Origin of the sequence: Pseudomonas syringae pv. cilantro (assembly GCF_001293775.1) — a bacterium.
Taxonomy (GTDB): Bacteria; Pseudomonadota; Gammaproteobacteria; order Pseudomonadales; family Pseudomonadaceae; genus Aquipseudomonas; species Aquipseudomonas syringae_P.
The window spans coordinates 25,649-46,844 of sequence record NZ_LGLN01000081.1 but is presented as its reverse complement, the minus strand read 5'-3'; the positions used below and the strand labels follow the sequence as shown (position 1 = coordinate 46,844).

Sequence of the window (21,196 nt, the reverse complement as noted above, 5' to 3'; positions counted from 1 at the left end):
GCATCTGCCTATAAGTCCTGTGGGAGCGAACTTGTTCGCGAAGGCGGATTAATTGTTCAGCAAATCTTCATTGGCTATACCGGCCCCTTCGTGAGCAATGCGGATCGCCGCCCCGGTCACTCCCATAGGATGATGTTCACTTGTGGGAGCGAACTTGTTCGCGAAAGCAGGCTGACTGATCAGTGAATATTCAGCGGCTGCACCGACCTGTTTGTGAACAATGCGGATCGCCGCCCCGGTCACTCCCATCCACGCGCCGCCCGTTTCAAGACCGGACGCAGAGCGTCCAGAACGGCATGCCGACGCAGAGCGTCGCTCGATAGTTGAAAGTCAGACACATTACGTGCGTCTTTTTTCACTTCGTTCAGCCAGCTTCCATCCGTCGCCGCTAGAGCATCTGGCCGGGCTCCGGTAACATGCGCGCCTGATTCAGTCGCTCGCTAGGGCGTTCCAATTGAGGATTCGCAATGCTGCCTTACCCGCAGATTGACCCGGTAGCCGTCGCTATCGGCCCGCTGCAAATTCACTGGTACGGTTTGATGTACCTGGTCGGCATCGGTGGCGCCTGGCTGCTCGCGTCGCGTCGTCTGAACAAGTTCGACCCGACCTGGACCAAGGAAAAACTCTCCGATCTGATTTTCTGGCTGGCCATGGGCGTGATCGTCGGTGGGCGGCTGGGCTATGTGCTGTTCTACGACCTGTCTGCCTACATCGCCAATCCTCTGTTGATATTCGAGGTCTGGAAGGGTGGCATGGCGTTCCACGGCGGCTTTGTCGGGGTCATGATCGCGGCCTGGTGGTTCGGCAAGCGCAACGGCAAAAGCTTCTTCCAGTTGATGGATTTTGTCGCCCCATTGGTGCCAATCGGCCTGGGTGCCGGGCGCATTGGCAACTTCATCAACGCCGAACTGTGGGGTAAGCCGACCGACGTGCCGTGGGCCATGATTTTCCCGCCTTACAGCGACCCTGCGCAACTGGCGCGCCACCCGTCGCAGTTGTATCAGTTCGCACTGGAAGGCGTGGCACTGTTCATCATTCTCAATCTGTACGCTCGCAAGCCACGCCCGACCATGGCCGTATCCGGCATGTTCGCGCTGTTCTACGGGATCTTCCGCTTTGTGGTCGAGTTTGTCCGCGTTCCTGATGCCCAGTTGGGTTATCTGGCATGGGGCTGGGTCACTATGGGTCAGATTCTCAGCCTGCCGATGATCATCGCAGGCCTGTTCCTGATCTGGCTGGCCTACAAGCGCGACCCGGCTGCCAGCAAGGCAGCGGTTTAACACCGAAACGCCGGGTCACAATGCCCGGCGCGTTCAACAACGCAGGTGATTTATGAAGCAATATCTGGAACTGGTCGCTCATGTGATCAAGCACGGCACCTTGCAAGCCAACCGTACCGGCGTGAACACCATCAGCTTTCCGGGTGCCATGCTGCGTTACGACTTGCAGGAAGGTTTTCCGGCGATCACCACACGGCGTATGGCCTTCAAATCCGCCATCGGCGAGATGGTCGGCTTTCTGCGTGGCGTGAGCAATGCCGCCGAATTCCGCGAACTGGGCTGCAAGGTCTGGGACCAGAACGCTAACGAAAACGCTCAGTGGCTGAACAACCCGTTCCGCAAGGGCGAAGACGATCTGGGTGAAATCTACGGCGTGCAATGGCGTAAATGGCCTGCCTACAAGCGCATCGACGCGGGCAACGTGGCAGCCATCGAGCTGGCGCTCGGCCAGGGTTATCGTCAGATTGCCGAATCGGAAGAAGACGGCCAGTCGTTCGTGGTGCTGTACAAGGCCATCGACCAAATTCGCCAGTGCATCGACACCATCATCAATGACCCGGGCAGCCGCCGCATCCTGTTCCACGGCTGGAACTGCGCACAGCTCGATGAAATGGCCCTGCCGCCGTGCCACCTGCTGTACCAGCTGCACCCCAACCCGCAGACCCGCGAAATCTCCCTGACCCTGTACATCCGCTCCAACGACCTGGGCCTCGGCACACCGTTCAACCTGACCGAAGGCGCGGCACTGCTCAGCCTGATCGGCCGCCTGACCGGCTACACGCCGCGCTGGTTCACCTATTTCATCGGCGATGCCCATGTGTACGAGAACCACCTGGACATGCTCAACGAGCAAATGACCCGCGAGCCGTATCCGATGCCAAAACTGGTGATCTCCGACCGCGTGCCGGAATTTGCCAAGACCGGTGTTTATCAGCCTGAATGGCTGGAGCTGATCGAGCCCTCGGACTTTTCGCTGGAAGGCTATCAGCATCATCCGGCAATGACTGCGCCGATGGCGGTTTGAGCCCGTAAGAGAGCAAATTTAGCGCTGTGCTATAGTTTCAGCGCACACCCCCTGACCCTGTTCAATGGAATCGACTATGTTTTTCAATCGGATTGGACATCGTAGTGATACGAAGAAGGCTGAAGACGAGGCCCTCATGCAGGCAATCAAGAGCATCGATACTCTTGTGGTAAGGGATGGTCGCATGTCCATGGACGCCAAAGAAATCGAAGGCTTGGTTCGCTCCTCCCGCGATAAGGCTAAAAAACTGGTCACTGCGCAAGCAGAATCCTGATAAATGGCGTTTTTACTTCTTCTGCCGCTACTCGTCAGCGGCTTTTTGGTGTGCCTGAAGGATCCCACCGTTTACTGCAGATTGCATCGCTATGACAGTCGTTTACACGACCGATTATCCAAGCGATACACCGCTCAGGCCTATTGGTTTTCGGCAGGAAAATATCGTGTCGATCAGCGTATTCAGCGAAGAAGTACGCGAAGCGTTCAAGCGCGTTGATTCTGAGCGGGCGGGTGAAGAGGTTGCGAAAGAGAAAGCTGCCAAAGATCAGCTCGTAAAGGCGATCACTGAGCTTGTAGCGGCGGTGCAAGCTGCGCAGCGCTGAATCAGAGATCTCAAACCCACCTCAATGCCCATGACTCCTGCCCACATGTGAAGGCTCGCCCTCGGGCGCCGCAACGGCCCCCGTCACTTCCAGCCTCTCCAGTATCGCGCAGTGCTCTGCCACTCCATCGCTGCAGCGGCGGCGCAGGTCGAGCAGTTGTTCCTGGAGTGCTTGCAGGCTTGCGACGCGAGCGTTGACGTGTTCGATGTGTTCGTCGATCAGCGCATTGACGCTTTCGCACTGGTCCTGCGGGCTGTCGCGCAGGTTGAGCAGGTTTCGAATCTCTTCGAGGGTCATGTCCAGGCTGCGGCAGTTGCGGATGAACGACAGGCGTTCCATGTGCGCCTGGGTGTACAGCCGATAGTTGCCGTCACTGCGGGCGGGGGCGGGCAGCAGGCCTTCGCGTTCGTAATAACGGATGGTTTCGACCTGGGTATCGGTCAGTTTTGCCAGTTCGCCGATTTTCATATGGACTCATCTCGATTGAGTGCTTGACCCTATAGTGGCTACAGGGTGTTCACTTGGCAACAAGTAGAATCCTGGAGCGCAAAAAAATGGGCACGACCATCAAGAATCCACCCGCACATGACCACGCTCATGACCATGATCACGGGGCGCACGAACACGAGCATAAATCCCCAGAGCCTGCGCAGTCGTGCTGCTCCAGCGATGCGCAGCCTGCCCTGGTGACGTTCACCGACGCGCCAACATCCGGCAGCCGCTTGAGCAACTTCCGCATCGAAGCGATGGATTGCCCGACCGAGCAGACCCTGATCCAGAACAAGCTCGGCAAGCTGGCCGGTGTGCAGAAGCTCGAGTTCAATCTGATCAACCGCCTGCTGGGCGTCTGGCATGATCTGCCGTCCACCGACCCGATTCGCGAAGCCATCAGCTCGCTGGGCATGCAGGCCGATCCTGTAGAAGAGGGTGCTGCGCCTGCTGCATCGGTTCCTGCGCCGGCGAAACACTGGTGGCCATTGGCATTGTCCGGCGTGACAGCGCTGGGCGCCGAAGTGGTCCATCTGGCTTCGCTCGGGCCGACTTGGGTCGTTGCACTGCTGGCGTTGGTGTCGATCTTCAGTTGTGGGCTTACTACTTACAAGAAGGGCTGGATCGCACTCAAGAACTTCAACCTGAACATCAATGCCCTGATGAGCATTGCGGTGACTGGCGCGATTCTGATCGGTCAGTGGCCTGAAGCGGCGATGGTGATGTTTCTGTTTACCGTGGCCGAGTTGATCGAAGCCAAATCCCTGGACCGCGCCCGCAACGCGATCAGCGGCCTGATGCAACTGACGCCGGAACTGGCGACCGTCAAGCAGGCGGACGGCAGTTGGCAGGAAATTGAAGCCAAAAACGTCGAACTGGGCGCTATTGTCCGCATCAAACCGGGTGAGCGCGTCGGGCTGGACGGTGAGGTGGTGTCCGGGAACTCGACCATTGATCAGGCCTCTATCACGGGTGAAAGCCTGCCGGTCGAGAAAACCGTTGGCGATAAAGTCTTCGCGGGCACTATCAACCAGGCGGGATCGCTGGAGTATCGCGTCACCGCTGCGGCGAACAATTCGACGCTGGCGCGCATCATTCATGCGGTGGAAGCGGCTCAGGGTTCACGCGCGCCGACCCAGCGTTTTGTCGACAGCTTTTCGCGCATCTATACGCCGGTGGTGTTCGTTGTGGCCTTGGGCGTGGCGCTGATTGCGCCGCTGTTTTTTGGCGGCGAATGGTTTGACTGGATTTACCGGGCGCTGGTGTTGCTGGTCGTCGCGTGCCCATGTGCACTGGTGATTTCTACGCCGGTGACCATTGTCAGCGGGCTGGCAGCCGCAGCGCGCAAGGGCATTCTGATCAAGGGCGGTGTTTATCTGGAGATGGGCGAGAAGCTTGATTACCTGGCCCTCGACAAGACCGGCACCCTCACACATGGCAAGCCGGTGCAGACCGACTACGTGCCGCTGGACCCGACGGTCGCCGACAGTGCACCGGCCATCGCCGCGAGCCTTGCCGGTCGCTCCGATCACCCGGTTTCTCAGGCGATTGCCAAAGCCGCTGATGACAGTCTGACGCTGCATGAGGTGACTGCGTTTGAAGCTTTGGGCGGGCGCGGCGTGAAGGGCGAAGTGAACGGCCAGATGTATCACCTGGGCAACCACCGCTTGGTCGAAGAGCTGGGCTTGTGCTCGCCAGAGCTGGAGGCCAGGCTGGATGCGCTGGAAATGCAGGGCAAGACCGTGGTGCTGTTGCTGGATGCGTCCGGTCCGATCGCGCTGTTTGCGGTAGCCGACACCGTGAAGGAAACCAGCCGTGAAGCCATTGCTCAGTTGCATGAACTGGGCATCAAGACCGTCATGCTGACGGGTGATAACCCGCACACCGCCAAGGCGATTGCCGATCAGGTCGGTATCGATGAGGCGCAGGGCAACCTGCTGCCGGCCGACAAACTGAGTGCCATCGAAGCGCTTTACGCGCGCAACCATCGCGTGGGCATGGTGGGCGACGGCATCAATGACGCACCGGCACTGGCTCGGGCTGAAATTGGCTTTGCGATGGCGGCTGCGGGAACTGATACGGCAATTGAAACAGCCGATGTCGCCTTGATGGACGATGATCTGCGCAAGATTCCGACGTTCATTCGGCTGTCGCGCCAGACCTCTGCGGTGCTCAAACAGAACATCATTTTAGCCATCGCGACCAAAGTGCTGTTCATCGGCATCACCTTCGCGGGTCTGGCGACCATGTGGATGGCCGTGTTTGCGGACATGGGCGTGAGCCTGCTGGTGGTGTTCAACGGCTTGCGCTTGCTCAAGAAGTGATCAGTCAGGAACGTTGATGGGCGGACGCGGAGCGTCCAGAACGGCATTCCCACGCGGAGCCGTCATCGTTATACGCAAGTCTGCTTAAGGTCGTGGGAGTGGACTTGTCCACGATAAGGCCAGCACATTCCCCGAAAATGCATCGTCTGAACTGACGCCTTCNGGAGCCTGAAAGCCTTGTCTCCCACGCCCTGCGGGCAGGAGCCTGAAAGCCTTGTCTCCCACGCCCTGCGGGGAGGAGCCTGAGAGCCTTGTCTTTCGGGCTCTTCAGGGCCTATTTCTAACGCTCGGGCGATCAGCTAAAGCGCTCCTGCCCCCAGGCAATAAAGGTTTCCAGCAGTGGCTTGAGCACGGCGCGGGTCGGCTCGGCCAGATCCGGGCGGTAGTGGAAGGGGACGAATTCATCCATGTAGGTGCTTTGCGCCAGTTCCAGCTGCACGGCGTGGATGTTGTTGGCCGGGTTGCCGTAGTGGCGGGTGATGTGGCCGCCCTTGAAGCGTCCGTTCAGCACGTGGCTGTAATCCTTGGCCGTTGCGCAGACCTGCTCCATTCGGTTGGCGAGTTCCGGGTCGCAGCTGACGCCATTGAAGGTGCCCAGATTGAAGTCCGGCAGGCGGCCATCGAACAAGTGCGGAATGTGCCCGCGAATCGAGTGGGCGTCGAACAGCAGTGCATAGCCAAATTCATCGCGCATCCGCTGCAGTTCCTGTTCCAGCGTCTGATGATAGGGCGTCCAGATCTGCTCCAGGTACCGCGCGCGCTCTTCGGCACTCGGCGTCTGGCCTTCCTTGAACAGCGGCACACCGTCAAACAGGATCGACGGGAAGAGGCCGGTGGTTGCACCCACGTACATCGGCTTGTCGTCTGACGGCCGATTGAGGTCGATGACAAACCGCGAATACTCCGCGGCCAGGGTGCTCGCGCCCAGTTCGGCAGCAAAGTCATACAGGCGCGGGATGTGCCAGTCGGTGTCCGGCAGGCTCAGCGCCTCGTCCACCAAAGCCGCTTCGACCACCGGCGTCAGCTTCAGGCCGGCGTGCGGCATGCTGATCAGCAGCGGGACGCGCCCACGGTTGAATGTCAGAACGTTATCCACAGGGCTCTCCTTCAGATCGATGATTCGACGCCGTGGCGCACGATGCGTTTGTCCAGATCGCCGCCCAGCCAGTAGGCCAGGTCAGCCGGTCGTTCGATGTTCCAGGCAACGAAATCGGCCACCTTGCCGACCTCCAGCGAGCCGTGGGTCGCGCTCATGCCCAACGCCTTGGCGGCATTGAACGTCACCCCCGCCAGTGCTTCTTCGGGCGTCATGCGAAACAGCGTGCAGGCCATGTTCAGCATCAGGCGCAACGACAGGCCGGGCGAAGTGCCAGGGTTGAGGTCGGTGGAAATCGCAATCGGCACGCCGTGCTTGCGCAGCGCTTCCATCGGCGGCAGTTGAGTTTCACGCAGGAAGTAGAACGCTCCTGGCAGCAACACTGCGACGGTTCCGGCAGCGGCCATGGCAATGGCGTCGTCTTCGGTCATGAATTCCAGATGGTCCGCTGACAGCGCCTTGTAGCGCGCTGCCAGGCTCGACCCGCCCAGCGAAGAAAGCTGCTCGGCATGCAGTTTCACCGGCAGCGCCAGTTGCCCTGCCGTGATGAACACCTGCTCGACCTGCGCAGGCGAAAACGCCAGGTACTCGCAAAACGCATCCACCGCGTCCACCAGCCCTTCGGCTGCCAGCGCCGGGAGCATGTCGTTGCAGATGTGGCTGATGAAGTCATCGGCACGGTCAGCGTATTCCGGGGGAAGGGCGTGGGCGGCCAGGCAGGTGGCGCGCACGGTGACCGGCTGGGTGTTGCCCAGACGACGAATCACCCGCAGGATCTTGCGCTCGTTTTCCAGGTCCAGCCCGTAGCCCGATTTCATCTCCACCGTGGTCACGCCGTCTTTCAGTAAGTGCCGCAGACGACGCTCGGCGCTGGCGTACAGCTCATCCTCACTGGCGGCACGGGTCGCGCGCACGGTGCTGGCAATACCGCCGCCCGCTGCGGCGATCTCGGCATAACTCACACCTTGCAGGCGCTGTTCAAACTCGCCGCTGCGGTTGCCGCCAAACACCGTGTGCGTGTGGCAGTCGATCAGGCCGGGCGTGACCCACGCGCCGTCCAGATCGATGCAGTTGTCATGTTCCTGCTCGACCAGCTCAGCCTGAGGCCCGATCCACTCGATGAGCGCTCCGAAGGTCACGATGGCGGCGTCCTCGATGATCGAGTATTTGCCGTGTGCCATGCTTGCTATGTGACAGTTTTTCCAGAGCGTTTTCATTCCGGGCCTCTCGGTTCAATAGGTTTTGTTGAGCGCCTTTGGCTTGACCCACAACCCGTAGGCGATGAGCAGCAGCACAATCCAGATTGCGCCGACGATCAAGGCTGCACGGTTGTCCGGGAAATAGCCCAGCACGCCGAAGATGAACAACATGAAGACGATGGCGGCGGCGGGCCCGTAAGGCCAGAACGGCACGGCGAATTTCAGCTGTGCGGCTTCTTCGCGGTTCATCGAACGGCGCATGGCGACCTGGGTCAGCAGGATCATCAGCCAGACCCAGACTGTGGCGAAGGTTGCCAGCGAAGCAATCAGCAGGAACACGTCTTTGGGGATCAGGTAATTGAGCAGCACGCCGCCGAGCAGCGTCACGCCCATCACCAGCACGGTCATCCACGGCACGCCTTGACGCGACAGACGCGCAAAGCTCGCTGGCGCCTGACCGTCACGCGCCAGGCCGTACATCATGCGCCCGGCGCCGAAGATGTCGCTGTTGATGGCTGACACCGCCGCAGAGATCACCACGATATTGAGAATGGTCGCCGCCGAGGCAATGCCCAGGTTGTCGAAAATCTGCACGAACGGGCTGCCTTGGGTGCCGATCTGCGGCCAAGGGTAGATGCACATCAGCACAAACAGGGTCAGCACGTAGAACAGCAGAATGCGTAATGGCACGGCGTTGATCGCCTGTGGCAGGCTGCGCTGCGGGTCCTTAGCCTCACCGGCCGTAATACCGATGATCTCGATGCCGCCGAAAGCGAACATCACCACGGCGAACGAGGCGATCAGACCGGCCACTCCGTTGGGCATGAAGCCACCGTGCGCCCACAGGTTGCTGATGCCGATTTCAGTGCCGCTGGTCGAGCTGCCGATGCCGAAGATCATGATGCCGAAGCCTGCGACGATCATCGCCACGATGGCGCTGACCTTGAGGATCGACAGCCAGAACTCGGTTTCGCCAAAGACCTTCACGTTGCACAGGTTGAGCGCGCCGATCAGGAACACGATGCCCAGCACCCAGATCCAGCGTGGCACTTCCGGAAACCAGAAGCCCATGTAGATGCCGAAGGCGGTCACATCAGCGAGACAGACGATGATCATCTCGAACGCGTAGGTCCAGCCCAGCACGAAGCCGGCCAGCGGGCCCATATAGCGCGTGGCGTAATGGCTGAACGAACCGGACACCGGGTCGTGAACGGCCATTTCGCCGAGTGCGCGCATCACCATGTACACCGCCGCGCCGCCGATCAGGTAGGCCAGCAGTACGGCGGGACCGGCCTGCTGGATCGCCGAGGCCGAGCCGTAGAACAACCCTGTGCCGATGGCAGAGCCCAGGGCCATGAAGCGGATGTGGCGGGCGGATAACCCGCGTTTCAAACCATCTTGTGACGTCATTTCAGGTCCATTTCATTACAGGTATGGCAAAAGCCGCGAGAACGCCTGCATCCGGCTTCCCGCAGCTATGACCAAAGCGAGCCCTGCCAGGCTCGCGGTGCATCACAGACTCGGTAGCAGACGTGCAGGAACCAGCGGGTTCAGGCAAGTGGAAGACAACAGCTGACTGGCAGCTTCGATGTCCGGTGCAAAAAAGCGGTCCTTTTCATAGAACGGGACCTTGCTGCGCAACAGGCTGCGGGCTTGTTCCAGCTTCGGAGAGGTTTTCAGCCCCTCGCGCAAGTCCAGCCCCTGACAGGCAGCCAACCATTCTACGGCAAGAATCCCGCGAACGTTTTCTGCCATTTCCCATAACCGCTTGCCGGCAGCCGGAGCCATCGACACGTGGTCTTCCTGATTGGCGGAGGTCGGCAGGCTGTCGACACTGTGCGGATGGGCCAATGCCTTGTTTTCACTGGCCAGCGCGGCGGCGGTGACCTGCGCGATCATGAACCCGGAATTGACGCCTCCGTTGGCCACCAGGAAGGGCGGCAGTTGCGACATGTGCGTGTCCATCATCAGTGAAATGCGGCGCTCGCTGAGCGAGCCGATCTCGGCGATGGCCAGCGCCAGATTGTCCGCCGCCATGGCGACCGGCTCGGCGTGAAAATTGCCACCAGATATGACGTCGTTCTCGGCGGCGAATACCAGCGGGTTGTCGGACACCGCATTCGATTCGATTTCCAGCACCTCGGCGGCCTGACGCAACTGGGTCAGGCACGCGCCCATCACCTGTGGCTGGCAGCGTAGCGAGTAGGGGTCCTGAACCTTGTCGCAGTTGCGGTGCGACTCCGACACGCCACTGCTTTCGCCCAGCAGATCGCGGTAACAGGCAGCGGCATCGATCTGCCCGCGCTGACCGCGCGCGGCATGAATACGAGCATCGAACGGTGAGCGTGAGCCGAGCACCGCTTCGACCGTCAACGAACCGCAGGTCAAAGCGGCGGCAAACAGGTCTTCGCCCTCGAACAAGCCGCGCAGCGCGTAAGCGGTGGACACTTGCGTGCCGTTGAGCAGTGCCAGCCCTTCCTTGGCGGCGAGGGTCAGCGGTTGCAGGCCAGCAACGGCAAGTGCGTCGACAGCATTCAGCCATTCGCCCTTGTGGCGCGCCTTGCCTTCGCCCAGCAGCACCAGCGACATGTGCGCCAGCGGAGCCAGGTCGCCAGAAGCGCCGACCGAACCCTTGAGCGGAATATGCGGGTAGACCTCGGCATTGATCAACGCGATCAGCGCATCGATCACCACCCGCCGAATACCCGAGAAGCCGCGGCTCAGGCTGTTGACCTTGAGCACCATGATCAAGCGCACCAGATCATCGCTGATCGGTTTGCCGACACCGGCCGCATGCGACAGCACCAGCGAACGCTGCAGGTTTTCCAGGTCCTCGCTGGCGATTCGCGTCGAGGCCAGCAGGCCGAAACCGGTGTTGATGCCGTAGGCGGTGCGGTTCTCGGCCAGAATGCGCTCGACGCAGGCAACGCTGTCGTCGATCTGTCGGTCTGCGCTGCTGTCCAGCGTCAGGCTGACCGGCTGCTGATGGATGGCGCGCAATTGCGCGAGGGTCAACTGGCCGGGGATCAGGTTCAGCGTCTTGGCAGAGAAAGTGGTCACGATGCAGCTACTCCTTGATTGATGTCAGCGACGGTTTTTGGCCGTCAGCTGCTTTTTTATTGGTCTGCTGCATGATCGCGGCAGTGCTGAAAAACCTTTTCCAGCGATGTTTCGTCTGTGAGCAGGGCAGCACTGCTGGCGATGTCGGGGGCCAGCCAGCGGTCTTCGTCGTAGGCCGGAACCCGCTCGCGCAGCAGCCGCCAGGCCATGTCCGTACCGACGCCGAAACGCTGCGCCTTGAGAAATTCGAATGCCTGGGCTGCCAGTAAATATTCGATGGCCAGAATCTGCGTGGCATTGCCCAGCACCTTGTGCAGTTTGAGCGCGGCGCTGGTGCCCATGCTCAGGTGATCTTCCTGCAGGCCGGAAGTGACGTAGTTGTCGACCACTGCCGGTTGCGCCAACTGGCGGTTTTCTGCGCAGAGCGAGGCGGCGACGTACTGGACGATCATCATTCCCGAGTTGACCCCCGGCTGACTGACCAGAAACGCCGGCAGGCCGCTGACCATCGGGTTGATCAGGCGATCCAGCCGCCGCTCGGCGATAGATCCCAGTTCGGCCATCGCCATGCACAGTACATCCGCCGCCATCGCCACTGACTGGCCATGCGGGTTGGCCTGGGACACCACGCGCCAGGCATCGGGCGTGCCGAGCAGCATCGGGTTATCGGTGACCGAGTTCAGCTCCGTCTCGATCTGGCGAATGGCATGGGCCAACTGGTCGCGGGTTGCGCCGTGCACCTGGGGAATCGAGCGAATGCTCAGTGCATCCTGCGTGCGAATGCCCTGGCTGCTGGCCAGCACTTCGCTGCCCGCCAACATGCTGCGCAGGTTCTTGCCCACCTGCTGCATACCCGGATGCGGCTTGAGCGCGAGAATGCTTTCATCGAACGCATCGAGCTGGCCGCGCAGGGCTTCGAAGGTCATGGCGCCGATCACGTCGGCCCATTGGCTCAAACGCTCCGCATCGGCGATGGCCAGGCAGCTCAGGCCGGTCATGCACGGCGTGCCGTTGACCAGGCACAATCCGTCCTTGGCGCCGAGGGTTACCGGTGCCAGACCTTCTTCACTCAACGCCTGCACAGCCGGAACGATTTGCCCGCGATAACTCACTTGGCCGATGCCCAGCAACGCGACACCGACGTGCGCCATGTGCGTCAAGTAACCCACCGACCCCTGCGACGACACCTGTGGCGTAATGCCCCGGTTGAGCAAGGCCAGCAGCGCTTCGACTACTTGGCGATGGATGCCGGATTTGCCCTGGCTGTAGTTGAGAATGGCCGCGCAGATGATTGCGCGGGTCTGTTCGTCGGTCAGCGGTGTACCGACGCCGCAGGCATGACTGAGCAGGGTATTGCGCGACAGACGGCTGAGCTGTTCGCCTTCCAGCGACACGTTGCACAGCGCGCCGAGCCCGGTGTTCACGCCATACGCTCGCTCGCCGCTGACCACGATCTGCTGCACGATGGCCTGAGCGTTATCGATCCGTGCCCAGGCGGCGTCCGACAGCAACAATTGCGCGCCATGTCGGGCCACGGTGACGACGTCCTGCCAGCCCAACGGGGCTTCACCGATGACGATCTGTTCTGCTCGCGACATCTGCAACAGTCCTTAAAGGGTGGCCACGCGGCGCTGAACGAAACGGTCCACGTAATCGTCGGCGGGCGAGTGAAGGATTTCTTTTGGCGTACCGACCTGAATCAATCGCCCGTCCTTGAGAATCGCAATGCGATTGCCGATGCGCACCGCTTCGTCCAGATCGTGGGTGATGAACACGATGGTCTTGTGCAGGCTGGCTTGCAGTTCCAGCAACTGATCCTGCATCTCGGCGCGGATCAACGGGTCGAGGGCGCTGAACGCTTCGTCCATCAGGATGATGTCGGTGTCCGCTGCCAGTGCTCGCGCCAGGCCGACGCGCTGGCGCATGCCACCGGAAAGCTGGTGCGGGTATTTGTTCTCGTAGCCTTTCAGGCCCACTGTCGTGACCCAGTGCTGCGCGCGCTCCTGACACAGCGCTTTGCTCTCGCCGCGTACTTTCAGACCATAGGCGACGTTGGCCAGCACGGTCTTGTGCGGCAGCAGGCCGAAGCTTTGAAAGACCATGCTGATCTTGTGCCGCCGGAATTGGCGCAGGGCTTCCATGTCGTAGCGCAGGATGTCTTCGCCATCGACCAGAATTTCGCCGCTGGTCGGGTCGATCAGCCGATTGAAGTGCCGCACCAGCGTCGATTTTCCGGAGCCGGACAGGCCCATGATGACGAAAATCTCGCCGCTGCCGATCGACAGCGACAGGTCGTTGACGCCGACCACGCAGCCGGTCTGCGACAGAACCTGATCCTTGCTCTGGTTCTGTTTGATCAGCGCCAGCGCTTCCTTCGAGCGGTTGCCGAAAATCTTGAACACGTTTTTGACGACGATCTTGTTCGGTTCCACGCTGCTCATTTGTGCGCCTCATGCCGTGGGCGGCCGTAGGCCTGCGTGATTCGGTCGATGACGACCGCCAGAATGACGATGGCAAGTCCCGCTTCCAGCCCGCGTCCGACGTTGAGGGTCTGAATGCCCACCAGTACGTCTTCACCCAGCCCGCGTGCGCCGATCATCGAAGCGATGACCACCATCGACAGCGCCATCATGGTGGTCTGGTTGATACCCGCCATAATGCTCGGCATGGCCAGCGGCAGTTGCACGCCGAACAGTTGCTGCCAGCGATTGGCACCAAACGCATTGATCGCTTCCATCACTTCGCCATCGACCTGACGAATGCCCAGGTCGGTCAGGCGAATCAACGGCGGCGCGGCATAGATCACGGTGGCGAAGATGGCCGGGACCTTGCCCAGACCGAACAGCATCAGCACCGGGATCAGGTAAACGAAACTGGGCATGGTCTGCATGATGTCCAGCAGCGGCATCAGTACCGAGCGCAGGCGATTGCTGCGCGCCGAGAGAATGCCCAGCGGAATGCCGATCAGCACCGCAATGATCGTGGCGACCAGCATCAGCGCCAGGGTCTGCATCAGCTTGTCCCACAACCCGACCGCACCGACCAGAAACAGCAGGCCGACGATCACCACGGTAGTGATGATTTTGCGCGTTGCGTGCCAGGCGATACCGCCGACAATGATCAGCATCAGCCACCACGGGGCCATGCGCAGCAGGCTTTCGAGGTTGACGATGGCCCACAGCAGGGTGTCGGAGATGTGCCGGAACACATCGCCGTACTGGGTCACCAGCGAGTCGACCCCGTCGTTGACCCAGTTGGCGATCGAGAAAGTGAAGCTTTCAGGAAACATAAGCGGCTCTCAAATGAGGTGTGTCGGGTCAACGGTCAGGGCAGACGGCTTGTCAGGCTGGCCGCCCTGGCGTTTACAGCGAGGCGTCCACCTTTTTCGCGGCGTCTTCACTGACCCACTTGTGCCAGACTTCCGGGTGCTCTTTCAGAAAAATCTTCGCCAGCTTCGGCGATTCAATACGTTCCTTGGCCATGCGTCCCAGGTTCTGGTTGAGCAGGTCGATTGGCAGGTTGACCTTTTCCAGCACCGCAACCAGCTCAGGCGCCTGCTCGTGGAACACTTTGGACACACCGACCTTGATATCGATGGTCTTGTTGACCCCGGCCTTCTCTTCCAGACGCACCAGATCCACCTGGCCCATCAGCGGCGTCGGCGACCAGTAATAAGTCAGGATCGGCTCGCCACGTTTGTAGCTGGAGAGAATAGCCGCATCCAGCGCAGGGCCGGTGCCGGGGCGGAAGTTGGTGTATTTGCTTTCCAGGCCGTAGCTCTTGAGCATTTCGCTGTTTTCCAGCTCGCAGGTCCAGCCCGCCGGGCAATTGTAGAAACGGCCTTTGCCAGGCTCTTCCTGATCCTTGAACACCGCCGAATACTGGGCCAGATCACTGATGGATTTCAGGTTGGGTGCCTTGGCTTCCAGCTTGCGCTTGGCGTCGCCCTCGATCACGTAACGCGGCATGTACCAGCCTTCGACGGCACCGACGATAGGCGCACCGACACCGACCACTTTTCCGGCTGCGGCGGCCTTGTTCCAGACCTCACTGCGGCCGACCCATTCTTCGGCAAAAATCTGGATGTCGTTGGTGCTCAGGGCGTTTTCCATGGCGATGGAGTTGCCGGGCAGAGCATCTACAGCACAGCCGTAACCCTTGTCCAGAATGACCTGCAGCACGTCGGTCAACAGCATCGCGCTTTCCCAGTTCAGGCCGGCGAACTTCACCGGTTTGCCTGATTCGCACCAGCCGGCAGCCTGACTTGCGCCTGCACTGGCGAGCAAGCCTGCGGATACCAATGTGGTGTACAGGGCCTTTTTCATGTTCATTGTCGATGCTCCCAAGCTTGAAATGGATGACGGCAGCTTCAATCAGGCATCCGGCCCATGGGCATGCTTATGCCCGCTCCCGAGTTTGTCGGTTTGATCACCGCGAAACGCCTAACGTCCAATCATCGGCAGGTTCAAGCCCTGCTCTTTGGCACATTCGATTGCAATGTCGTAACCGGCATCGGCATGGCGCATCACGCCAGTGGCCGGGTCGTTATGCAGTACGCGGGCGATACGCTCGGCGGCCTCATCCGTACCGTCGCAGACGATTACCATGCCGGAGTGCTGTGAAAAGCCCATGCCAACGCCGCCGCCGTGGTGCAGCGACACCCAGGTCGCGCCGCTGGCGGTGTTGAGCAGGGCGTTGAGCAGCGGCCAGTCGGAGACTGCGTCCGAGCCGTCACGCATGGATTCGGTTTCGCGGTTGGGGCTGGCGACCGAGCCGGAGTCCAGATGATCACGACCGATCACCACCGGTGCCGACAGCTCGCCGCTGCGGACCATTTCGTTGAACGCCAGGCCCAGCTTGGCGCGTTGACCCAGGCCGACCCAGCAGATACGCGCCGGCAGGCCCTGGAAGCTGATGCGTTCGCGGGCCATGTCCAGCCAGTTGTGCAGGTGCTCGTCGTCCGGGATCAGCTCTTTGACCTTGGCGTCAGTCTTGTAGATGTCCTGCGGGTCACCCGACAGCGCGGCCCAGCGGAACGGGCCGATGCCACGGCAGAACAGCGGGCGGATGTAGGCGGGCACAAAACCCGGAAAATCGAAGGCATTGGTCACGCCGACTTCCTTGGCCATCTGACGAATGTTGTTGCCATAGTCGAAGGTCGGAATGCCGGCTTGCTGGAAGGCGAGCATGGCTTCGACGTGTTCGGCCATCGACTGCTTGGCCGCCTTGACCACACTGGCCGGCTCGCTCACCGAGCGGGCGCGGTACTCATCCCAGGTCCAGCCTTTAGGCAGATAGCCGTTGAGCGGGTCGTGGGCGCTGGTCTGGTCGGTGACCATGTCCGGGCGCACACCGCGACGGACCATTTCCGGCAGAATATCTGCCGCGTTACCACACAGGGCGATGGAGATGGCCTTGCCTTCGGCGGTGTACTTGGCGATGCGTGCCAGTGCGTCATCGAGATCAGCGGCCTGTTCGTCAACGTAGCGGGTCTTGATGCGGAAATCGATGCGGCTTTGCTGGCATTCGATGTTCAGCGAGCAGGCCCCGGCCAGTGTCGCGGCCAGCGGCTGCGCGCCACCCATGCCGCCCAGACCGGCGGTCAGCACCCAGCGGCCTTTGAGGTTGCCGTCATAGTGCTGACGACCGGCTTCGACGAAGGTTTCGTAAGTGCCCTGAACGATGCCCTGGCTGCCGATGTAGATCCAGCTGCCAGCAGTCATTTGGCCATACATCGCCAGGCCCTTGGCATCCAGCTCGTTGAAATGCTCCCAGCTGGCCCAGTGCGGCACCAGGTTGGAGTTGGCGATCAGCACGCGCGGGGCGTTGCTGTGGGTCTTGAACACACCGACCGGCTTGCCGGATTGCACCAGCAGGGTTTCGTCATCGTTGAGCCGGGTCAGGCTTTCGACGATCTTGTCGTAGCACTCCCAGTTGCGCGCTGCGCGACCGATACCACCGTAAACCACCAGTTCGCTGGGGTTCTCGGCAACTTCCGGGTCGAGGTTGTTCATCAACATGCGCAGCGGCGCTTCGGTCATCCAGCTCTTGGCCGTCAATTGAGTGCCGCGGGCAGCCCGTACGACGCCTTCGCGGTGGCGGGTCCAGTCCTGCTTCAGGTCTTGATTATTCTCGGTCACAAAAAAATCCTCGGCGATCAGTCCAGATCAGCCCCGTTAAGGGCGAGCAGTGCCTGGCGAAGCAGGCTGGTTCAGTCCGGTGGAGCACAGGTTGGCCGACCTGTCTCTACTTGTACATACAAGCATATGCAATCAAAAGACCAACTTTGCACCGGGCTGCTTTTTTGATCGTCCAGTGCTGTTAAAGCCCTGTAATCAGTGCCTCGGGAGAGATATTCCGGCCTGACGAAAATTTCCGACGCGCGATGGGTGACGTTACCCGGCGAGTGTTTTGCGCCGTTTTGAGGCGGCTGGTAACAGATTGGTGCAGAGAGTGTGCGCAGGGTTGCAAGGCCGGAAACGTTAGCGGCCAGGAGCGGCTTCAGGCTGCTTGATTGCCTCGCTCTGGCATGGGAACGAACGCGCTCTGCCGCACGTCATACCGTGGCCTGAGCCAGCGTTTACCGGCCTGCGATTGGTCTTCGCGGGCGCTTTCATGTTTAAATTGAACGTTCATTCAAGTTAAACCGGTGGTTCGCTGCCCGCTCACAACTGGAGGCTTACCCTTGCCGTATCCGTTTTTTGCAGTTGGTTTTATCAGTCTGGAGGTACGTTCTCGATGAGTGCCACGAGTACACCTCCCAGCGGAATGGTCCGCATGAATGCCCCAGTGTTCTACTTCGCTGCGAGCTTCATCCTGATCTTCGGCATCGTTGTCATCGCCTTCCCGCAAGCCAGCGGTGCATGGCTGCTGGCCGCACAAAACTGGGCGGCCAACACGGTCGGCTGGTATTACATGATGGTCATGACCTTGTATCTGGTCTTCGTGGTGGTCACCGCCTTGTCGGGCTTCGGCAAGATCAAGCTCGGTGCCGACCACGACGAACCCGAGTTCAGTTACCTGTCGTGGGCCGGCATGCTGTTCGCTGCCGGGATCAGCATCACGCTGTTCTTCTTCTGCGTTTCAGAACCCCTGACGCATTTGCTGCAACCGCCACAAGGCGAGGGCGGCACGGCTGAGGCTGCGCGCCAGGGCATGCAACTGCTGTTTTTGCACTGGGGTCTGCATGGCTGGGGCGTGTTTGCCTTCGTCGGCATGGCGCTGGCCTACTTCGCCTATCGCCACAACCTGCCGCTGGCCTTGCGTTCGGCGCTGTATCCGCTGATCGGCAAGCGTATCAACGGCCCTATCGGCTACGCCGTCGATGGCTTCGGCATCATCGCGACCATCTTCGGCCTGGGTGCGGACATGGGTTTCGGGGTGCTGCACCTTAACTCCGGTCTCGATTACCTGTTTGGCGTTCCGCACACGCAATGGATTCAGGTCGGCCTGATCACCCTGATGATGGGCGCGGCGATTCTGGTGGCCATCGCCGGGGTCGACAAGGGCGTGCGCGTCATGTCCGACATCAACATGCTGCTGGCCTGCGCGCTACTGCTGTTCGTGTTGTTTGCAGGCCCCACTCAGCACTTGCTCAACACGCTGGTGCAGAACATCGGTGACTACCTGGGCGCGCTGCCGAGCAAGAGTTTCGACGTCTATGCCTACAACGAGCCGAGTGACTGGCTGGGTGGCTGGACCGTGTTCTATTGGGCCTGGTGGATTGCCTGGGCACCGTTCGTGGGCCTGTTCATCGCGCGTATTTCCCGTGGCCGGACCATCCGGGAATTCGTTTTCGGTGTGCTGCTGATTCCGCTGGGCTTCACCCTGGCGTGGATGTCGATCTTCGGCAACAGCGCCATCGATCAAGTGCTTAACCACGGCATGGTCGCGTTGGGCCAGTCGGCGATCGATGACCCGTCGATGACGCTGTACCTGCTGCTGGAAACCTATCCGTGGAGCAAGACGGTCATCGCGGTCACGGTGTTCATCAGCTTCGTGTTCTTCGTCACCTCTGCCGATTCCGGCACCGTGGTGCTGTCGACGCTTTCGGCCAAAGGCGGCAACCCCGACGAAGACGGCCCGAAATGGCTGCGCGTGTTCTGGGGTGTAGCCACCGCGCTGATCACCAGCGGCCTGTTGTTCTCGGGCAGTATCGATGCGCTGAAATCGGCGGTGGTGCTGACTTCTCTGCCGTTCTCGCTGATCCTGCTGTTGATGATGTGGGGCCTGCACAAGGCGTTCGTCATGGAGTCCCAGCGCAAGATTGCGCAGTTGTATTCGCTGGCACCAGTGTCCGGTTCACGACGTGGCGGCTGGCGTCAGCGCCTGAGCCAGGCCGTGCATTACCCGTCGCGCGACGAGGTGTATCGCTTCCTCGACCAGACCGTGCGTCCGGCTATCGAAGAGGTAACGGCGGTGTTTGTCGAGAAGGGCTTGAGCGTCGTCAACGTGCCTGACCCGTCCAACGACTCGGTGACTTTGGAGATCGGCCATGGTGAAGAGCGCCCGTTCATCTACCAGGTGCAGATGAAAGGCTTCTTCACACCATCGTTCGCGCGCGGTGGCATGGGCTCCAAACAGCTGAACAACCGCCGCTACTATCGCGCCGAAGTTCACCTGAGCGAAGGCAGCCAGGATTACGACCTGGTGGGCTACACCAAGGAACAGGTGATCAACGACGTGCTCGACCAGTACGAGCGGCATATGCAGTTTCTGCATCTGGTGCGTTGATCGGGGCTGGAAGCACCTATCGTTCCTCACGCTCTGGTGGGAATGCCCTTCTTGGCGCTCCGCGTCACAAATCTGCGCCGCGCTGCCTGCTCAAGGCCGGACGCGGAGCGTCCAGAATGGCATGCGACGCGCAGCGTCGCACGATAGTCATTGTGTGGCCATAAGCGCGGAGCATGGGCACGAGATTGCGTCGGGCTCACGTACTCTCCCGCTCCACCAATCTGCAATCCAGCAGATTCAGCCGCTGTATTTCCTCCTCCACCTGCAACACCCCAAGGCTTTCAAGCACGCGCGTCGCGGCCATGACGCCGATCTCCAGCGCGGGCGGTTTGATGGTGGTCAGGCTGGGCAGCATCATTTCTGCGAAGGCATAGTCGCCAAAGCCCATGACGGCGCAGTCCTGCGGGATGTGCAGGCCGGCACGCTGGCTGGCGAGCAGGGCTCCGGCGGCCAGATTGTCGTTGGCGAAAAAGATGGCGTCGGGGCGTGGTGTCTGGCTCATCAGTGTTTCCATCGCCTGTTTACCCGCCTCGAATGGCGCTCGCCCGGCGTCCGGGACGAATACCCACGGTTTAAGGCCCAGCCCTTCCAGAGTGGCTGCGTATCCGTCGCGCCGCTCCAGCGCGCTGAAGTCGCCCGCGATGCTGTTCTGCACGAACGCGATGCGGCGATAGCCTTTGGCGTGCAGATAGCGGGCTGCGGTAACGCCGACGTCGAAGTGAGAGAAACCAATCTGGATCGGGCTGCGTTCGGGCTGGTGGTCCCAGGTTTCGATCACCGGGATATCGGTCTGCTCGATCATCTTTTCGGTCGCGGGGCTGTGAAAGCGACTGGTCAATACCAGTGCCGCCGGGGACCAGCCCAGAAACGCCCGCACGGCGCTTTCTTCCTGCTCGGCGGAAAAGTAGCTGGAGGCCAGCAACAACTGAAAGCCATGTCGGCTCAACGTGTCGCTGAAGCCCTGAATGGTGTTGGCGAAGATGGGACCGGAGATGTTGGGTATCACCATCGCCACCACCTTGCTGCGCGCCGACGCCAGACCACCCGCTACCAGATTGGGTACGTAGCCCAGCGCGCTGACTGCCGCTGCAATGCGTTCGCGCAACTTTGGTGATACTTGCTCGGGCTGATTGAAATAGCGCGACACAGTGATGGCCGACACCCCCGCCTGGCGTGCCACGGAGGTGATCGTCACCCGGCCTGCGCCTCGGCGTTTGCGTGTCGCAGTTTCTTCGTCGGCCATGATCGATCACTTCGTATAAAAGCAAAAAGAATATAAAACTAATTTTTCAGTATTGGACGATCTATCAGTCACTTCCTGATACTGGCGATGTTAGCGCTAACAAAGATGGTTTTCTGCTACTCGCCACCGCGAATGCCCGGACCCGGTTT

Annotated in this window: 17 protein-coding genes and 1 pseudogene; 6 read left to right on the top strand and 12 right to left on the bottom strand. The window is 60.6% G+C overall.

Features of this window, described 5'->3' with window-relative positions; genetic code table 11:
- Nucleotides 1-48: 48 nt before the first annotated feature.
- Nucleotides 49-249 (bottom strand): hypothetical protein, encoded by a 201-nt coding sequence (locus ABJ99_RS22675; RefSeq protein WP_054087725.1) that lies wholly within the window; start codon nucleotides 247-249, stop codon nucleotides 49-51.
- Nucleotides 250-467: 218 nt separating this feature from the next.
- Here ABJ99_RS22675 and lgt point away from each other — a divergent pair, with 218 nt between their 5' ends.
- From lgt to ABJ99_RS22655, 4 genes and pseudogenes are all read left to right on the top strand, one after another.
- Complete coding sequence (lgt, locus tag ABJ99_RS22670; RefSeq protein WP_054087724.1) at nucleotides 468-1,280, top strand: prolipoprotein diacylglyceryl transferase; 813 nt, start codon at nucleotides 468-470, stop codon at nucleotides 1,278-1,280.
- 52 nt (nucleotides 1,281-1,332) lie between these two features.
- Nucleotides 1,333-2,304: a thymidylate synthase gene (locus ABJ99_RS22665; RefSeq protein WP_054087723.1), complete on the top strand. Its 972-nt coding sequence runs from the start codon at nucleotides 1,333-1,335 to the stop codon at nucleotides 2,302-2,304.
- A 76-nt stretch (nucleotides 2,305-2,380) separates the two neighbouring features.
- Entirely contained in the window at nucleotides 2,381-2,578 is a 198-nt protein-coding gene (locus tag ABJ99_RS22660) for a hypothetical protein (RefSeq protein ID WP_054087722.1), read from the top strand.
- Between the two features lie 91 nt (nucleotides 2,579-2,669).
- A pseudogene (locus ABJ99_RS22655) lies at nucleotides 2,670-2,903 on the top strand (hypothetical protein); the annotation flags it as partial.
- A 21-nt stretch (nucleotides 2,904-2,924) separates the two neighbouring features.
- Here ABJ99_RS22655 and cadR read toward each other — a convergent pair.
- The gene (cadR, locus tag ABJ99_RS22650) at nucleotides 2,925-3,371 is read right to left on the bottom strand and encodes a Cd(II)/Pb(II)-responsive transcriptional regulator (protein WP_007252751.1); all 447 of its coding nucleotides are present in this window, start codon (nucleotides 3,369-3,371) and stop codon (nucleotides 2,925-2,927) included.
- Nucleotides 3,372-3,457: 86 nt separating this feature from the next.
- Here cadR and ABJ99_RS22645 point away from each other — a divergent pair, with 86 nt between their 5' ends.
- Nucleotides 3,458-5,716, top strand: a complete 2,259-nt coding sequence (locus ABJ99_RS22645) for a heavy metal translocating P-type ATPase (protein ID WP_054087720.1) — start codon at nucleotides 3,458-3,460, stop codon at nucleotides 5,714-5,716.
- Nucleotides 5,717-6,011: 295 nt separating this feature from the next.
- Here ABJ99_RS22645 and hutG read toward each other — a convergent pair whose 3' ends face one another.
- From hutG to hutU, 9 genes are all read right to left on the bottom strand, one after another.
- Nucleotides 6,012-6,812, bottom strand: a complete 801-nt coding sequence (gene hutG / locus ABJ99_RS22640) for an N-formylglutamate deformylase (protein ID WP_054087719.1) — start codon at nucleotides 6,810-6,812, stop codon at nucleotides 6,012-6,014.
- A gap of 11 nt (nucleotides 6,813-6,823) precedes the next feature.
- On the bottom strand, nucleotides 6,824-8,029 hold the full coding sequence (hutI, locus tag ABJ99_RS22635; protein ID WP_054087718.1) for an imidazolonepropionase: 1,206 nt from the start codon (nucleotides 8,027-8,029) through the stop codon (nucleotides 6,824-6,826).
- A 15-nt stretch (nucleotides 8,030-8,044) separates the two neighbouring features.
- Nucleotides 8,045-9,421 carry an amino acid permease gene (locus ABJ99_RS22630; RefSeq protein WP_054087717.1) on the bottom strand — a complete coding sequence of 459 codons (1,377 nt, stop codon included), beginning with the start codon at nucleotides 9,419-9,421 and terminating at the stop codon, nucleotides 8,045-8,047.
- 102 nt (nucleotides 9,422-9,523) lie between these two features.
- A complete protein-coding gene (gene hutH / locus ABJ99_RS22625) occupies nucleotides 9,524-11,071 on the bottom strand; it encodes a histidine ammonia-lyase (RefSeq protein ID WP_054087716.1) in 1,548 nt (515 codons plus the stop codon).
- A gap of 56 nt (nucleotides 11,072-11,127) precedes the next feature.
- Nucleotides 11,128-12,669, bottom strand: a complete 1,542-nt coding sequence (locus ABJ99_RS22620; protein WP_054087715.1) for an HAL/PAL/TAL family ammonia-lyase — start codon at nucleotides 12,667-12,669, stop codon at nucleotides 11,128-11,130.
- A gap of 12 nt (nucleotides 12,670-12,681) precedes the next feature.
- The gene (locus tag ABJ99_RS22615; protein ID WP_054087714.1) at nucleotides 12,682-13,512 is read right to left on the bottom strand and encodes a quaternary amine ABC transporter ATP-binding protein; all 831 of its coding nucleotides are present in this window, start codon (nucleotides 13,510-13,512) and stop codon (nucleotides 12,682-12,684) included.
- On the bottom strand, nucleotides 13,509-14,360 hold the full coding sequence (locus ABJ99_RS22610) for an ABC transporter permease (RefSeq protein WP_007252759.1): 852 nt from the start codon (nucleotides 14,358-14,360) through the stop codon (nucleotides 13,509-13,511). The genes ABJ99_RS22615 and ABJ99_RS22610 overlap by 4 nt, the downstream gene beginning before the upstream one ends.
- A 73-nt stretch (nucleotides 14,361-14,433) precedes the next feature.
- On the bottom strand, nucleotides 14,434-15,402 hold the full coding sequence (locus tag ABJ99_RS22605) for an ABC transporter substrate-binding protein (RefSeq protein WP_054087713.1): 969 nt from the start codon (nucleotides 15,400-15,402) through the stop codon (nucleotides 14,434-14,436).
- 111 nt (nucleotides 15,403-15,513) lie between these two features.
- On the bottom strand, nucleotides 15,514-17,211 hold the full coding sequence (gene hutU, locus ABJ99_RS22600) for a urocanate hydratase (protein ID WP_054087712.1): 1,698 nt from the start codon (nucleotides 17,209-17,211) through the stop codon (nucleotides 15,514-15,516).
- A 637-nt stretch (nucleotides 17,212-17,848) separates the two neighbouring features.
- Between hutU and betT the strand changes: the two genes are divergently transcribed.
- The gene (gene betT, locus ABJ99_RS22595) at nucleotides 17,849-19,804 is read left to right on the top strand and encodes a choline transporter BetT (protein WP_174518436.1); all 1,956 of its coding nucleotides are present in this window, start codon (nucleotides 17,849-17,851) and stop codon (nucleotides 19,802-19,804) included.
- Nucleotides 19,805-20,000: 196 nt separating this feature from the next.
- Here betT and ABJ99_RS22590 read toward each other — a convergent pair whose 3' ends face one another.
- Nucleotides 20,001-21,047, bottom strand: coding sequence for a LacI family DNA-binding transcriptional regulator (locus ABJ99_RS22590; protein WP_054087710.1), 1,047 nt, complete (start codon nucleotides 21,045-21,047; stop codon nucleotides 20,001-20,003).
- Between the last annotated feature and the right edge of the window lie 149 nt (nucleotides 21,048-21,196).